General features: G+C 70.9%; 12 protein-coding genes. 10 read left to right on the top strand and 2 right to left on the bottom strand.

Annotated elements, in window-relative coordinates; all coding sequences use genetic code 11:
- The first annotated feature begins 144 nt into the window (after window positions 1-144).
- The 3 genes from hisI to ACIA8K_RS01475 are packed head-to-tail and all read left to right on the top strand — an operon-like array spanning window position 145 to window position 2,746.
- Window positions 145-603, top strand: a complete 459-nt coding sequence (gene hisI / locus ACIA8K_RS01485) for a phosphoribosyl-AMP cyclohydrolase (protein ID WP_396053731.1) — start codon at window positions 145-147, stop codon at window positions 601-603.
- Entirely contained in the window at window positions 600-2,126 is a 1,527-nt protein-coding gene (locus ACIA8K_RS01480; RefSeq protein ID WP_396053729.1) for an anthranilate synthase component I, read from the top strand. The genes hisI and ACIA8K_RS01480 overlap by 4 nt, the downstream gene beginning before the upstream one ends.
- A complete protein-coding gene (locus tag ACIA8K_RS01475; protein ID WP_396053727.1) occupies window positions 2,123-2,746 on the top strand; it encodes a Trp biosynthesis-associated membrane protein in 624 nt (207 codons plus the stop codon). The genes ACIA8K_RS01480 and ACIA8K_RS01475 overlap by 4 nt, the downstream gene beginning before the upstream one ends.
- A gap of 66 nt (window positions 2,747-2,812) precedes the next feature.
- Here the strand turns inward: ACIA8K_RS01475 and ACIA8K_RS01470 are convergent, their stop codons facing one another.
- Window positions 2,813-3,079 (bottom strand): hypothetical protein, encoded by a 267-nt coding sequence (locus ACIA8K_RS01470; RefSeq protein WP_396053725.1) that lies wholly within the window; start codon window positions 3,077-3,079, stop codon window positions 2,813-2,815.
- 383 nt (window positions 3,080-3,462) lie between these two features.
- On the opposite strand from ACIA8K_RS01470, the gene trpC reads away from it, so the two are divergent.
- From trpC to ACIA8K_RS01445, 5 genes are all read left to right on the top strand, one after another.
- Window positions 3,463-4,266: an indole-3-glycerol phosphate synthase TrpC gene (gene trpC, locus ACIA8K_RS01465; protein ID WP_396054468.1), complete on the top strand. Its 804-nt coding sequence runs from the start codon at window positions 3,463-3,465 to the stop codon at window positions 4,264-4,266.
- Complete coding sequence (gene trpB / locus ACIA8K_RS01460; protein ID WP_396053723.1) at window positions 4,263-5,504, top strand: tryptophan synthase subunit beta; 1,242 nt, start codon at window positions 4,263-4,265, stop codon at window positions 5,502-5,504. Before trpC ends, trpB begins: the two co-directional genes overlap by 4 nt.
- Window positions 5,501-6,304, top strand: a complete 804-nt coding sequence (trpA, locus tag ACIA8K_RS01455) for a tryptophan synthase subunit alpha (protein ID WP_396053721.1) — start codon at window positions 5,501-5,503, stop codon at window positions 6,302-6,304. The genes trpB and trpA overlap by 4 nt, the downstream gene beginning before the upstream one ends.
- Window positions 6,305-6,426: 122 nt before the next feature.
- Window positions 6,427-7,494, top strand: coding sequence for a prolipoprotein diacylglyceryl transferase (gene lgt, locus ACIA8K_RS01450; protein ID WP_396053719.1), 1,068 nt, complete (start codon window positions 6,427-6,429; stop codon window positions 7,492-7,494).
- A gap of 40 nt (window positions 7,495-7,534) precedes the next feature.
- Complete coding sequence (locus tag ACIA8K_RS01445; RefSeq protein ID WP_396053717.1) at window positions 7,535-8,737, top strand: FAD-dependent oxidoreductase; 1,203 nt, start codon at window positions 7,535-7,537, stop codon at window positions 8,735-8,737.
- Between the two features lie 282 nt (window positions 8,738-9,019).
- Here ACIA8K_RS01445 and ACIA8K_RS01440 read toward each other — a convergent pair whose 3' ends face one another.
- Entirely contained in the window at window positions 9,020-9,778 is a 759-nt protein-coding gene (locus tag ACIA8K_RS01440) for a GNAT family N-acetyltransferase (RefSeq protein ID WP_396053715.1), read from the bottom strand.
- 147 nt (window positions 9,779-9,925) lie between these two features.
- On the opposite strand from ACIA8K_RS01440, the gene gltB reads away from it, so the two are divergent.
- Together gltB and ACIA8K_RS01430 are read left to right on the top strand one after the other, a co-directional pair.
- Window positions 9,926-14,536 carry a glutamate synthase large subunit gene (gene gltB / locus ACIA8K_RS01435; RefSeq protein ID WP_396053713.1) on the top strand — a complete coding sequence of 1,537 codons (4,611 nt, stop codon included), beginning with the start codon at window positions 9,926-9,928 and terminating at the stop codon, window positions 14,534-14,536.
- Window positions 14,529-16,001: a glutamate synthase subunit beta gene (locus ACIA8K_RS01430; protein WP_396053711.1), complete on the top strand. Its 1,473-nt coding sequence runs from the start codon at window positions 14,529-14,531 to the stop codon at window positions 15,999-16,001. Before gltB ends, ACIA8K_RS01430 begins: the two co-directional genes overlap by 8 nt.
- The last annotated feature ends 58 nt before the right edge of the window (window positions 16,002-16,059 follow it).

Raw genomic sequence — 16,059 nt, 5'->3', positions numbered from 1 at the left:
TATCTGTCACGGCGCCCGGCGTCTGATCGGTCACGCTGAGACACGGCCGGCGCGCCTGGTCACGTGTCGCCGCCCGGTGGGTGTGGCGCGCGGAACCCGGGCGGGTCGTGGCCCCGGCAACCGGATGCGGGAGAATCGGCAGCTGTGCCAGACATCAGTGAATCCACACCGCCCGCCACCCTGGACCCCGCGATCGCCGCGCGTCTGAGCCGTACCGATGATGGCCTGATCGCGGCCGTGGTGCGCGAGCACGGCTCCGGCGACGTGCTGATGCTGGCCTGGATGGACGACGAGGCGTTGCGCCGCACGCTTGCCACCGGCCACGCGACCTACTGGTCGCGCAGCCGCCGGGAGTACTGGGTGAAGGGCGAGACGTCCGGCCACCGCCAGTACGTCAGGAGCGCCGCGCTTGACTGTGACGGCGACGCGCTGCTGCTCACGGTGGATCAGGTCGGCCCGGCCTGCCACACCGGCACACACAGCTGCTTCTCCACCGAACTCCCGATCACGGCAACCACGCCGCCAGCAACCACGCCGCCAGCAACCACGCCGCCAACAACCACGCCGCCGGCGACGGCGACCACGCAGGGAGCCCCGGCATGACGAACGGCGCCGTGCAGCCCGATGAGGCCACGTTCCGGGCGAGCATCCGCGACGGCGGCCACCGGGTCGTCCCGGTCACCCGAAAGGTGCTTGCGGACGCGGAGACGCCGGTCGGCGTCTACCGGAAGCTGGCCGGCGGGCCCGGCACGTTCCTGCTGGAGTCCGCTGAGCAGGGCGCGGCCTCGGCCGGCACGGCCTGGTCGCGGTACTCGTTCGTCGGTGTCCGCAGCGCTGCCACGCTTACCGAGCGGGACGGCCGCGCGGAGTGGCTTGGCACGCCCCCGGCCGGCGTGCCCGTCGACGGCGAGCCGCTCGACGTGTTGCGTGCGACTGTGGAGGCGCTGCGCGGTGAGGCCGGCGAGGGGCTGGCGCCGTTGACCGGCGGCATGGTCGGCTATCTGGGTTATGACGTGATCCGCCGGATCGAGCGGCTGCCGGAGCAGGCGGAGAACGATCTGCGGCTGCCGGAGATCGGCATGATGCTTGCGACCGACCTGGTGGTGCTCGACCACTACGAGGGCTCGGCGACGCTCGTGGCGAACGCGATAGTCGGCGCGGACGCAGACGACGCGGAGATCGGCGCCGCCTACCACCAGGCGATCGGCCGGCTGGACGCGATGACGACGGCGCTGTCCCGGCCGACGCCGCCGATGGTTTCGACGGTCGAGCAGATCAAGAGAGCAGAGCCGCGCAGCCGTACGCCGGAGGGCGAGTACCAGAAGGCCGTGGCGGTCGCGAAGGAGGCGATCCGGGACGGCGAGTGCTTCCAGATCGTGGTGGCGCAGCGGTTCGAGCGCCCGACGACCGCGGACCCGCTCGACGTCTACCGCGTGCTGCGCACCACGAACCCGAGCCCGTACATGTATCTGCTGCGCTTCGACGACTTCGACATCGTGGGCTCCTCCCCGGAGGCGCATCTCAAGGTCGACGGGCAGAGAGCAATGCTCCACCCCATCGCGGGTACGCGTCCGCGCGGCGCCACCCCGGCCGAGGACGCCGCGCTCGCGGCGGAGCTGCTTGCCGACCCGAAGGAGCGCGCCGAGCACGTGATGCTCGTCGATCTGGGCCGCAACGACCTGGGCCGGGTCTGCCGGCCGGGCACGGTGCAGGTGCCGGAGTTCGCCACGATCGAGCGGTACAGCCACGTCATGCACATCGTCAGCACGGTGCTGGGCGAGCTGCGCGCGGATCAGACCGCGTTCGACGCGCTGGCCGCGACGTTCCCGGCCGGCACGCTCTCCGGCGCGCCGAAGGTCCGGGCCATGGAGATCATCGAGAGTCTGGAGCCGACCCGCCGTGGCCTCTACGGCGGCACGGTCGGGTACTTCGGCTTCGGCGGCGACATGGACATGGCGATCGCGATCCGGACCGCGCTGCTGCGGGGCGGTTACGCCTATGTGGGCGCGGGCGCCGGGATCGTGGCCGACTCGGATCCGGTCTCGGAGGAGCTGGAGACGCGGAACAAGGCTGCGGCGGTGCTCGCCGCGATCGCCGCCGCCGAGACCCTGCGCCCGGCCCGATGATCGACCCGGCGAGCACCCCGGCAGCCGGCTCGTCAGCCACCCCGGCAGCCGGCTCGTCAGCCACCCCGGCGGGCGGCTCGGCAGCCACCCCGGCGGGCGGGCACCGTCGCGCGTTCACGATCGCGCTGCTGCTCTGTGTCGCCGGCGCCGGGCTGGCGATCTACGCGGTGACCCGGGTGTGGCTTGTCGAGGTGACCGAGCGGGCCGCACCGCTGTCGCCGTTGCGCGTGGAGCGTACCGGCGGCGATCTGTTGTCCTGGCTTCAGCCGCTTGCGGTGGTGTCGCTTGCCGGCGCCGGGGCGGTGCTCGCCACCCGCGGCCTGACCAGGCGTTTGATCGGCGGTCTGCTGGCCGTGCTGGGCGTGGCGATGGTGGCCGGCGCCGCGTTCGAACTTGCCGAGGGGCTCTGGCCGGTGCTGACCGGGATCGGTGGTCTGGCGGTGTTCGCCGCCGGCGGGTGGACGGCCGTGCGCGGCGCACACTGGCCGTCGATGGGCGCCCGTTACGAGCGCTCGCCCCACACCGCCGAGAAGGAGCCGCTGCCGGCCCTGAACGCCCCACGCGGCACCCGCCAGGCCTGGGACGCCCTGGACCGTGGCGAGGACCCCACAGGCGATTGACAGCCCCCGGCCCCGCGAAACCCGGCCACGTCGTGAGGCGCGGACGACCACAGGAGTCGGTGTCGGTCAGACGCTCTTTGTCTGCCTGACACCGACTTCTTTGGTTGTGGCGCCGAGCCCGGAGGAGCGAAGCGACGACCATGAGCTCAACATCTCGTCGCGCTTGCGGGCCCTGTCGCGGTCGGCGCAGACGGCCTCCCACGCGTTGCCGCTTGCGGTCCGCACCCGGGCGGGGCCGACGACGGCACGCTCCACGTTCTGTGCGAGGTCGGCGGCGACGGAGCAGACGGTGCGAGTCATCTGGACGAGTCCGTTGGTGCGGTCGGAAGTCATCGCGTACCCCACAGGTGGTCTCTGTCGGCTGACGGGCGCCCGTGCGGGCCCGCGGACAAGTGTGCCCGCTACCCATGCTGACCGAGGTGTGTTTCCGATCAATGACCGTGGGGTTGACAGCGGTCGTGACACAAAGTGATCAATGAATGCGCAGGCCGGCACGATCATGCTGGTGAATGCGGCGTGGCGGGCGATTCCGGGCACCCACCGTCACCCGGCACTCACGGAGGCACCGGCATTATGCCCGAGCCCATCCGGTGAGGCACGCCATACCCCGAGCGTGGCCTGCGGGCGGGCGAGACCTAGCATCGGCCCATGACACCCGGAGAGGGGAGTCCTTGGTGACAGCTGAGCATGGTATTGCGGACAACAGCGGCGGCAGCGTGCTCGACGAGATCCTGGCCGGAGTGCGCGAGGACGTCGAGATCAGGCAGCAGCAGGTCTCCCTGGAGCGCCTGAGAGAGCTGTGTGCCGAGGCGCCACCGCCGATCGACGCGTACGCGGCGCTGCGCAAGCCCGGCGTCGGCGTGATCGCCGAGGTCAAGCGGGCGTCCCCGTCGAAGGGGCAGCTCGCGGACATCCCGGACCCGGCGGTGCTGGCGCGTGACTACGCGGCCGGTGGCGCACGGGTGATCAGTGTGCTGACCGAGGGGCGCTGGTTCGGCGGCTCGCTCGACGATCTCGATTCCGTGCGCGCGGCGGTAAGTGTGCCGATCCTGCGCAAGGACTTCGTGGTCTCCAGCTACCAGGTACACGAGGCGCGGGCGCACGGCGCCGACCTGGTGCTGCTGATCGTCGCGGCGCTTGAGCAGAACGCGCTTGTCGGCCTGCTGGAGCGGATCGAGTCGCTTGGCATGACCGCGCTTGTCGAGGTGCACGACGAGGACGAGACGGACCGCGCGCTTGAAGCCGGCGCCCGGGTGATCGGCGTGAACGCGCGCAATCTGCGCACGCTCGAGGTCGACCGGACCGTGTTCGAGCGGATCGCGCCCGGCCTGCCGAACGAGGTCGTCAAGATCGCCGAGTCGGGGGTGCGCGGGCCGCACGACCTGATCCGGTACGCCTCGGCCGGTGCCGACGCGGTGCTTGTCGGCGAGGGCCTGGTGACGCAGAGCAGCCCCCGGGACGCGGTGGCCGCGCTTGTGAACGCCGGTAACCACCCGGCGACGCCGAGGCCGGCCCGATGACCGCGCCGACGCTGCCCGACATCTCCGGGCACTTCGGGCGGTTCGGTGGGCGTTTCGTGCCGGAGGCGCTTGTCGGCGCGCTTGACGAGCTGGACGCCGCGTATCGGTCCGCCAAGACCGATCCGGCGTTCCAGGAGGAGTTCAGCGGTCTGCTCCGCGACTACGCGGGCACGCCGTCACTGCTCTACTCCGCGCGCCGGCTGTCCGAGCGCCTGGGCGCGAAGATCCTGCTCAAGCGCGAGGACCTGAACCACACCGGCGCCCACAAGGTACGCAACGTGCTCGGCCAGGCGCTGCTCGCCAAGCGGATGGGCAAGCAGCGGGTGATCGCGGAGACCGGCGCCGGCCAGCACGGGGTCGCCTCCGCCACCGCGGCCGCGCTGCTCGACCTCGAGTGCGTCGTCTACATGGGCGAGGTCGACACCGAGCGCCAGGCGCTCAACGTGGCCCGCATGCGGATGCTCGGCGCCACGGTCGTCCCGGTGACGAACGGGTCCCGCACGCTCAAGGACGCGCTCAACGAGGCGCTCCGCGACTGGGTGGCAAGCGTGCAGACCACGCACTACCTGCTCGGCACCGCTGCCGGTCCGGCCCCGTTCCCGGAGATCGTCCGGGACTTCGTGGGCGGCATCGGCATCGAGGCGCGCGAGCAGTGCCTGTCGCTGACCGGCGCGCTTCCGGACGCGGTGACCGCGTGCGTGGGCGGCGGGTCGAACGCGATCGGCATCTTCCACGCGTTCGTGCCGGACGAGACCGTGCGGCTGTACGGCTTCGAGGCCGGCGGCGACGGCGTGGAGACCGGCAGGCATGCCGCCTCGATCACCGGTGGCACGGCCGGCGTGCTGCACGGCGCGCGCACCTACATCCTGCAGGACGAGGACGGGCAGACCGTCGAGTCGCACTCGATCTCGGCCGGCCTGGACTACCCGGGCGTCGGCCCGGAGCACTCCTGGCTGCACGACACCGGACGGGCGAGCTACACGCCGGTCACCGACCGGGAGGCGATGGACGCGTTCCAGCTGCTCTGCCGTACCGAGGGGATCATCCCGGCGATCGAGAGCGCGCACGCGCTCGCCGGTACCGCGAAGATCATCCCCGCGCTCCGGGACGAGCTGGGCCGCGAGCCGGTCGTGATCGTCAACCTGTCCGGGCGCGGCGACAAGGACGTGCACACCGCCGGCGCGTACTTCGGCATCCTGGACAAGAACGAGACGATCGTCCCGGAGGAGAACCTGTGAGCCTCAGCGGGGCGTTCGAGAAGGCCCGTGCCGAGGGCCGGCCGCTGATCGTCGGCTGCATGCCGGCCGGGTTCCCGACCGTCGACGACAGCATCGCGTCGATGGTCGCGATGGTGGAGTCCGGCATCGACGTCATCGAGGTCGAGCTGCCCTACTCCGACCCGGTGATGGACGGCCCGGTCATCCAGAAGGCAAGCGACATCGCGCTCGCGAACGGCGTGCGCACCCGGGACACGTTCCGGATCATCGAGGCGGTCGCCAAGGCGGGCGCGCCGGTGGTGCTGATGACCTACTGGAACCCGGTCGAGCGGTACGGCGTCGACGCGTTCGCGCGCGACCTGTCCGCGGCAGGCGCGACCGGCATGATCACGCCGGACCTGATCCCGGACGAGGCCGACGCGTGGCTGGCCGCGTCCGACGCGCACCGCCTCGACCGCACGTTCCTGGTCTCGCCGTCGTCGACGGACTCCCGGATCGCGATGACGTTGAAGCACTGCCGCGGCTGGGTCTACGCCACCGCGCTGATGGGCGTCACAGGTGCCCGGGAGGCGGTCTCGTCCGACGCACCCGCGCTTGTCGACCGCATCCGGGCCGCGGACGCGGACATCCCGGTCGGCGTCGGGCTCGGCGTGCGCGACGGCGTGCAGGCTGCCGAGGTGGGCGCCTACGCGGACGCCGTCATCGTGGGCAGCGCGCTCATCCGGCGCGTGCTGGAGGCCCCGGACCGCGAGGCAGGCCTGGCGTCGCTTCGGGAACTCGGCGCGGACCTGGCGAAGGGCGCCCGTTCGGTCCGGCGCTGACGAGCTTCACGGGGGTACGGGCGCGCACGTCCGTACCCCCGTGGCGTCTGCTCCTGTCACGAACACACCTGGCATCACCCGGGGGTACGCAGCGCGACGTCGCGACGGTAGCGTGTGCATTCGTGATTCCTGCCGCTCTCCCTAGCCCAAGCGTCGCGGTCTGGCACGTTGCGGGCTTTCCCATCCGGGCATACGCGCTCTGCATCGTCCTCGGCATCGTCGCCGCCGTGCTCATCACGGAGCGCAGACTCCGGGCCCGTGGTTCGGCGCCCTGGGTGACGCTCGACGTGGCCGTCTGGGCGGTGCCGTTCGGCATCGTCGGCGCCCGGCTCTACCACGTCATCACGTCCCCGCAGGCATATTTCGGCGAGGGCGGTGAGCCGATCCGCGCGCTCTTCATCTGGGAGGGCGGCCTCGGCATCTGGGGCGGCATCGCGGGCGGCGCGCTCGGCGCCTGGATCGCCTGCCGTCAGTACGGTGTCCCGCTGCGCGTGTTCGCCGACGCAGTCGCGCCCGGCCTGCCGGTCGCGCAGGCGATCGGCAGGCTCGGCAACTGGTGGAACAACGAGCTGTACGGAGGGCTGACCACGCTCCCGTGGGGCCTGGAGATCCACAAGATGGACGACGACAACCCGGGCCGCGCGCTTCTCGACGCGGACGGCGCCCCGATCCTGCAGCCCGGCCTCTACCACCCGACGTTCCTGTACGAGCTGATCTGGAACCTGGGCGTCGCGGCGCTGGTCTTCGGGCTTGACCGCAAGTTCAAGTTCGGCCGCGGCCGGGCGTTCGCGGTATACGCGATGGGCTACACGGTCGGCCGGTTTTGGATCGAGATCATGCGGACCGACCCGGCCAACTCGTTCTTCGGCATCCGGCTCAACGTGTTCACGTCAGTGGTCGTGTTCCTGGCCGCGCTCGCCTACTTCGTGCAGGCCCGCGGCCCGCGCGAGTTCCTGATCCCGATCCTGCCGGTGCCGGCCACGTCGCCGGCCGTGGAGGGCGAGGCGCCCGTCACACAGGCGCAGATCGCACCGTCCGGCTACACGGTGGTGTCCGAGGAGCAGTACCGGGCATATCAGGAGACGGGCGAGGCGCCCACGACGGAACCGACACCGGAACCGGAGCCGGTCGCCGCGGAGAAGAAGGCCGACGAGCCCTCCGCCGCAACACCTGGCGGCGACGACAAGTAAGGCGACGACACGGGTAGGACGAGCCGGGAAGGGATCCAGGATGCGCACGGCGATCGTGGTGGGTGCGGGGATCGGGGGTCTCGCCGCGGCGGGCGCCCTCGCCCGGAGCGGTTGGCAGGTCACCATCCTGGAGCGGGGCGACCGCGTCCCGGTGGACCGGGCCGCGCTGATCCTCTGGCCGAACGGCGTGCGGGCGCTCCGCTCGCTCGGCCTCGGCGACGGGCTGCACGCGATCGCCACGCCGCTGCGCGACCGCGGGGTGCGCCGGCCGGACGGGCAGTGGCTCGTCCAGCCGCGCCAGCCCGGCCCGGACACCACGCCGCCGATCGTGGTGCACCGTGAGGACCTGCACGACGCGCTGATCGCCGGGCTCGGCGAGGCCGTGGAGATCCGTACCGGCGTGCCGATCGACACCGTGCACCTGCACGACGGCGACCGGCCGTCGATCGGGCACGGCCGGCAGCGCTACGAGGCCGACCTGATCGTGGCCGCGGACGGCATCGACAGCGTGCTTCGCAAACACCTGGCGCCGGAGGCATCGGTTGTCAGCTCCGGCTGCGCCGCGTGGCGGGCGGTCATCCCCTGGTACCGCGCCCCCCGCCTCCCCGACGACATGCCGCCGAACGGCGAGACGCTCGGCGCCGGCTACCGGTTCGTCGCCGTCTCGCTCGGTGAGCGCGGCTCGGCCGGCGGCTCCAGCCGGGGCGGCATCTACTGGGTGGCGACCGCGGCCGGCGCCCCCCGCCCGGAGTCACCCGCCACGCAGCTGCAACTGTTGCGCCGCTGGCTGGCCGGCTGGCACGCGCCGATCGGCGAACTCCTCGACGCGACCGAACCGGAAGACCTGATCCAGCAGGAGGTACGGGAGCTTCGCCCACTGCCCCGGCAGTACGGCTTCGGCTCCGGCCCCGGCGGCGTGGTACTGCTCGGCGACGCCGCACACGCGATGCCACACCACCTCGGCCAGGGCGCCTGCCTCGCGTTCGAAGACGCGGCCACGCTGCGCTCCGTGATGGCGGAGGCGGTGCCCGGGCGGACGCTCACCACCGCGATCGAGCAGTACAGCCGCGCCCGCCGCCCCCGGACCGCGACAATCGTGCGCCAGACCCGCCGGATGTCCGCGGTACTCCAGGCCCGGGGCCGGCTGGCCCTGCGCGCCCGCGACGCCGCCCTCGGCACGATCACCCCGCGCCTACTCGGCAGCGTCGCCACGACCGCCGGAGACTGGCGCCCGCCCACCTAATGGTCGCTCTGCTTCTGGTCGTCGCTTCGCTCCTCCGGGCTCGACGCCACGGCCGAAGAAAGGCGGTCTCAGGCAGACGAAGAGCGTGTCTGACTGAGACCGACTTTCTTCGGTCGTCCGCGCCTCACGACGTGGTCAAGCAAGCGACGGGTCGGGAGAAACTGCAGACTAAGAGCGTCGCTGGCTGAGGTCTGCTTTGCGCCTCACGACGTGGTCAAGCAAGCGACGGGTCGGGAGAAACTGCAGACTAAGAGCGTCGCTGGCTGAGGTCTGCTTTGCGCCTCATGACGTGGTCCAGCAGGCGGGGGTCGGGAGAAGCTGCAGACTAAGAGCGTCGTTGGCTGAGATCTGCCCGCGCCTCATAACGTGTTTAGGCAAGGTGGCGATGCCGAGGATCTCGGCGACGTCGCCCTCGCGCTGGTAGAGGCCGCTGCCTACCACGCCGGACACCTGGTCGTTCGTCAGCGTTGCGAGCGCGGTGGCGGCGCGTCCCTCAGCGGCCCGGCGGCGTTGTAGCGCGATGGCGCCGGGGGAGAGCGGGACCAGCGCGGCGTCGCGGTCGGGGGCGCCGGCCGTACCCACCGAGGTTCCTTCGTTTGTGAATGCGACTGTGGCGACGGCGCGCTGGAGTGCGAAGTCGTCTGCGAACGATGCGTCGTCCGGCGCGATTAACCGTGGCGAAACGGATTCGTCATCGGCGGCCGGCGGCAACGCGGCCGGATCCAGCACCATCAACGGCGCCTGGAGCACTGTCAACCCGGCCGCGCGGGCCACGGCCAGCAGTTCCGGAGTCGTTTCGTGCACCCACTCGAACGCCTCGGGCGCGCCGATGTCACGCTGGCGCCGCCGCACGGCGGTAATGTCTGCGGCGGACGGCGTTTTCCCGGCCTGCAATGCGGGCCGTGCATATAGCGGATACGCGTCGTTACTGCCGATGAAGAGCGCCAATGCACCGAAGTCTTCGACGTGCGCGGCGAATCGCGGCACTCCGTCGTAGAAGACTTCCAGGCGAGCGAAGAGCGCGGCGTCGACCTGAGGCATCGAGCGAGCCTACATGTCTCAGATGGTGGACGTGTGATCAATCTGTATTGGTGGGAAACGGCGCCGACTCACGTAGACTCTAGAGACTCTGCACAGGGCCGACGTCGTCCCGACATCTTCAACCAGCGAGCGACGACAGGAGGCCCGGTGGCTTTTCCGTACCCTCAGGGGGCTCAGCTTCCCGTTACCGGAGCCGCCCCGACGGGCAGTTTCCCCGGAACGGCCGGCCTGATGTACGACCCGTCGTTCGAGCATGACGCCTGCGGTTTCGCGTTTGTCGCGGACCTCAACGGCCGGCGTTCGCATGACGTGGTCGCCAAGGGCGTCTCCGCGTTGATCCGTTTGGATCACCGTGGTGCGCGGGGTGCCGAGACGAATACCGGCGATGGCGCCGGCATCATGATTCAGGTACCGGATAATTTCTTCCGTGCGGTCACTGATTTCGCACTTCCTCCCGCCGGTGAGTACGCGACCGGACTGGTTTTCCTGCCGCGCGCCGAGGCCGATGCGGCCCGCGCCACGCAGATCTTCGAGAAGTACGCGCTCGTCGAGGGTGCGGACGTGCTCGGCTGGCGCGATGTACCTGTGGTCAGCGACGACCTCGGTGCCTCCGCGGAGGCGGCCCGCCCGCTGATCCGCCAGGTCTTCATCGCGGCCGAGCAGCTCGCGTCACGGCCCGGCGTTCCGGCCGGCACGCCGCTGTCCGGGCTGGACCTGGAGCGGGTGGCGTTCTGCGTGCGTAAGCAGGCCGAGCGGGAGACGGCCGAGCGGGGCATTCCGGCCTACTTCCCGTCGCTGTCCTCGCGCACGTTCGTCTACAAGGGCATGCTCACGCCGGACCAGCTGCCGGTCTTCTTCCCGGACCTGGAGGACGAGCGGGTGGACAGCGCGATCGCGCTTGTGCACTCCCGGTTCTCGACGAACACGTTCCCGTCGTGGCCGCTCGCCCACCCGTACCGGCTGATCGCCCACAACGGTGAGATCAACACGATCCGGGGCAACAAGAACTGGATGGCGGCCCGCGAGGCGGCGCTGCAGTCGAAGAACCTGCCCGGCAGCATCAAGCGGCTGTTCCCGGTCTGCCCGCCTGACGCGTCCGACTCGGCGAACTTCGACGCGGTGCTTGAGCTGCTTCACCTGTCCGGGCGCAGCATCCCGCACGCGGTCCTGATGATGATCCCGGAGGCCTGGGAGAACGACCCGGACATGGATCCGGCGAAGCGCGCGTTCTACCGCTTCCACGCAAGCCTGATCGAGCCGTGGGACGGCCCGGCCGCTGTCGCGTTCACTGACGGTTCGGTGGTCGGCGCCGTGCTTGACCGCAACGGCCTGCGCCCGGGACGCTGGTGGCGTACCCAGGACGGCCTTGTGGTTGTCGGCTCTGAGGCGGGCGTGCTCGATCTCGACCCGGCGACGCTGGTGGCGAAGGGCCGGCTGCAGCCGGGCCGGATGTTCCTTGTCGACACGGTGGCCGGCACGATCGTCGAGGACGACGAGATCAAGGCGGAGCTGGCCGCGGCGCAGCCCTACGACGAGTGGCTGCACGCCGGTCTGATCAACCTTGAGGACCTGCCGGCCCGCGAGCACACCGTGTACACGCACGACTCGGTGCTGCGCCGTCAGCAGACCTTCGGGTACTCCGAGGAGGAGCTCAAGGTCCTGATCGGCCCGATGGCCAAGGCGGGGGCGGAGCCGCTCGGCTCGATGGGCACCGACACGCCCATCTCGCCGCTGTCGAAGCGGCCGAGGCTGCTCTACGACTACTTCCACCAGCTGTTCGCCCAGGTGACGAACCCGCCGCTGGACGCCATCCGCGAGGAGCTGGTCACCAGCCTGCAGATGACGATCGGGCCGGAGGGGAACCTGCTCGACCCGGGCCCGGCGTCCTGCCGGCAGATCGTGCTGCCCTACCCGATCATCGACAACGACGAGCTCGCCAAGATCCTCTCGATCGACGAGGACGGTGACCTGCCCGGCTTCAAGGCGGTGCGGGTCTCCGGCCTCTACCCGCTGCGCGACGGCGCCGCGGGCATCCGGGCCCGGCTGATCCAGATCTGCCGGCACGTCTCGGAGGCGATCGAGGACGGCGTGCGCATCCTTGTCCTCTCCGACCGGGACTCCAACGCGGACCTGGCGCCGATTCCGTCGCTGCTGCTCACGGCCGCGGTGCACCAGCACCTGGTGCGCGAGCAGACACGTACCCGGGTGGCGCTTGTGGTCGAGTCCGGTGACTGCCGCGAGGTGCACCACGCGGCCGCGCTGATCGGCTACGGCGCGGCGGCGATCAATCCCTACCTCGCGTTCGAGTCGGTCGAGGACCTGATCGCCACGGGCGCGCTGTCCGGCGTGGAGCCGGGCAAGGCGGTCCGCAACTACGTGAAGGCGCTCGGCAAGGGCGTCCAGAAGATCATGTCCAAGATGGGCATCTCGACTGTCTCGTCGTACTGCGGCGCGCAGGTCTTCGAGGCGGTCGGCCTGGACCGGCGGCTCGTCGAGCGGTACTTCGCGGGCACGCCCGGCAGGATCGGCGGCGCCGGCCTGGCCGAGATCCACGCGGAGATCGCGGTCCGGCACGCCAAGGCGTACCCGGTGAACCCGGCCGAGCGCACGCACCGCGCGCTCGAGGTCGGCGGCGAGTACCAGTGGCGGCGCGAGGGCGAGACGCACCTCTTCAACCCGGAGACGGTGTTCCTGCTCCAGCACGCCACCCGCTCCAAGCAGTACGACGTCTTCCGCCGCTACACGGCGAAGGTGGACGCGCTGGCCGCCGAGGGCGGACACCTGCGCGGCCTGTTCCAGCTGCGAAAAGGCACCCCGATCCCGCTTGACGAGGTCGAGCCGGCGAGTGAGATCGTCAAGCGGTTCGCCACAGGTGCCATGTCGTACGGCTCGATCTCCGCCGAGTCGCACGAGACGCTCGCGATCGCGATGAACAACCTCGGCGCCAAGTCGAACACCGGCGAGGGCGGCGAGGACGTCGAACGTCTTTACGACCCGGCCCGGCGTTCGTCCGTCAAGCAGGTCGCGTCCGGCCGTTTCGGCGTCACCACCGAGTACCTGGTCAACGCGGACGACATCCAGATCAAGATGGCGCAGGGGGCGAAGCCCGGCGAGGGCGGCCAGCTGCCCGGCTACAAGGTCTACCCCTGGGTGGCCAGGACCCGGCACGCCACGCCCGGCGTCGGCCTCATCTCGCCGCCGCCGCACCACGACATCTACTCGATCGAGGACCTGGCACAGCTGGTCCACGACCTGAAGAACGTCAACCCGGCCGCCCGCGTCCACGTGAAGCTGGTGTCCGAGTCCGGCGTCGGCACTGTCGCGGCCGGCGTGGCGAAGCTGAAGTCGGACGTCGTGCTCATCTCCGGCCACGACGGCGGCACCGGGGCCTCACCCCTCAACAGCCTCAAGCACGCGGGTACGCCGTGGGAGCTGGGCCTGGCCGAGACGCAGCAGACGCTGCTGCTCAATAAGCTCCGCGACCGGATCACCGTGCAGGTCGACGGTCAGCTCAAGACCGGCCGCGACGTGATCGTGGCCGCGCTGCTCGGCGCGGAGGAGTTCGGCTTCGCGACCGCGCCGCTTATCGTCTCCGGCTGCATCATGATGCGCGTCTGCCACCTGGACACCTGCCCGGTCGGCATCGCCACGCAGAACCCGGTGCTGCGCGAGCGGTTCACCGGCAAGCCGGAGTTCGTGGAGAACTTCTTCATGTTCATCGCCGAGGAGGTGCGCGAATACCTGGCCGAGCTGGGCTTCCGTACGCTCCAGGAGGCGATCGGCCACGCGGAGTCGATGGACCTCGCACCGGCGATCGACCACTGGAAGGGCCGCGGCCTTGACCTGCGCGCGGTGCTCGCCGTGCCGCAGCTGGAGGACGGCGCGGCCCGGGTCAAGGTCCGCGACCAGGACCACGGCCTGGAGCTGGCGCTTGACAACGAGCTGATCGCGCTCGCCAAGCCGGCGCTGGACTCGCGTGAGCCCGTCACGATCGAGGTCAAGATCCGCAACGACCACCGCAGCGTCGGCGCGATGCTCGGCGGCGAGGTGGCGCGGCGCTTCGGCGGCGCGGGCCTGCCGGACGGCACCATCGACGTGACGCTGCACGGCACCGCAGGCCAGTCGTTCGGCGCGTTCGTCCCGAGCGGCGTGACGCTGCGGATCTTCGGCGACGCGAACGACTACGTGGCCAAGGGCCTGTCCGGCGGCCGGGTGATCATCCGCCCGGACGAGTCCGCGCCGTTCACGGCCGAGGACCAGATCATCGCGGGCAACACGATCCTCTACGGCGCGACCCGCGGTGAGCTGTTCATCCGCGGCCGGGCCGGCGAGCGGTTCGCGGTCCGCAACTCCGGCGCGACAGCGATCGTCGAGGGCATCGGCGACCACGGCTGCGAGTACATGACCGGCGGCACCGTGGTGGTGCTCGGCGGGCACGGCCGTAACTTCGCGGCCGGCATGTCCGGCGGCACCGCGTTCCTGTGGCGGCCGGACAAGCGCCGGATCAACCCGGAGCTTGTCGAGCTGACCACGCTCTCGGACGAGGAGCAGGTCCTCCTGCACGGCCTCGTCCGGCGGCACCACGCCGAGACCGGCTCCGCCGTCGCGGACGGCCTGCTGAAGCGCTGGCAGGACGCGGTGGAGGAGTTCGTCGCGGTGGTGCCGCGTGACTACAAGCGAGTGATCGAAACGATCCGTGCCGCCGAAGCCGCCGGCCGTGACGTCGACGAGGCGGTTATGGAGGTGGCACGTGCCTGATCCGAACGGTTTCCTGCGCTACGGCCGGCAGCTGCCGGCCCGCCGCCCGGTGCCGGTGCGGATCCGCGACTACCGGGAGGTCTACCCGGAGGCGAGCGACCAGCTCGTCCAGGAGCAGGCCACCCGCTGTATGGACTGCGGCATCCCGTTCTGTCACGAGGGCTGCCCGCTCGGCAACCGCATCCCGGACTGGAACGATCTGGTCCGGACCGGCGGCTGGGCGCGGGCGATCGAGTCGCTGCACGCCACGAACAACTTCCCGGAGTTCACCGGGCGGCTGTGCCCGGCGCCGTGCGAGGGCGCCTGCGTGCTCGGCATCGGCGACGACCCGGTGGCGATCAAGCAGGTCGAGGTCGAGATTATCAACCGGGCGTTCGCGAACGGCTATGTCACGCCGCAGCCGCCGGTGTCGAAGTCAGGCAAGCGGGTCGCGGTGGTCGGCTCCGGTCCCGCCGGGCTGGCCGCGGCCCAGCAGCTGGCCCGCGCGGGTCACGACGTGGAGGTGCTTGAGCGCGACGACCGCATCGGCGGCCTGATGCGCTACGGCATTCCGGACTTCAAGCTGGAGAAGGAGCACATCGACCGCCGGATGGCGCAGATGTCGGCCGAGGGCGTGTCCTTCCGGACCGGCGTCAACGTCGGGATCGATGTGACAGCCGAATCCCTCAAGAACGACTACGACGCGGTCGTGCTCGCGGCCGGCGCGCTCGCCGGCCGGGACGCGCCGGAGACGCCGGGTCGCGGCCTCAAGGGCGTCCACCTCGCCATGGACCACCTGGTCCCGGCGAACCGCGTGGTCGCCGGCCTGCAGGACAGCACCCCGATCGACGCGGCCGGCAAGTCAGTCGTGATCATCGGCGGCGGCGACACGGCCGCTGACTGCCTGGGCGTCGCACACCGGCAGGGCGCGTCCGAGGTCTTCCAGCTGGACATCTACCCGGAGCCGCCGTCGGCAAGGGTCGGCGACCGGGACCCGTGGCCCACCTGGCCCTACGTGATCCGCAACTACCCGGCGCACGAGGAGGGCGGCGTCCGCGAGTTCGCGGTCGCGGTCCAGGAGTTCGTCGACAACGGCGAAGGCCGGGTCAGTGGCGTGCGCATCGCCGAGGTCGAGGTCACCCGGGTCGACGGCCGCCGGGTGCTGACCGTCAAGCCCGGCTCGGAGCGGGTGCTCCCGGCCGACCTGGTGCTGCTGGCGATCGGCTTCGAGGGCACCGAGCAGCAGCCGCTGCTGGAGCAGTTCGGCATCGCGCGTAACCCGCGTGGCGCGATCGACGCGGACGACACCTGGCAGACCGCTGCCGAGGGCGTGTTCGTCGCCGGCGACATGCACCGCGGCGCGTCGCTCATCGTCTGGGCGATCGCGGAGGGCCGGGCGGCCGCCGCGGCAGTGCACAGCTACCTGGGCGCGCCGGGCGAGCTGCCCGCGCCGGTCGGGGCGGCGGCGCACTCGCTTTCGATCTAGGAAATAAACAGTCTGAAGCCGCATCCCGTCACTCATTTCGGGGTGCGGCTTCAGCATT

The sequence above is a fragment of the Catenuloplanes sp. NPDC051500 genome, from assembly GCF_044454585.1.
GTDB lineage: Bacteria > Actinomycetota > Actinomycetes > Mycobacteriales > Micromonosporaceae > Catenuloplanes.
Note: the sequence above shows the minus strand (reverse complement) of the source record. Positions and strands in the feature narration are given on the sequence as shown.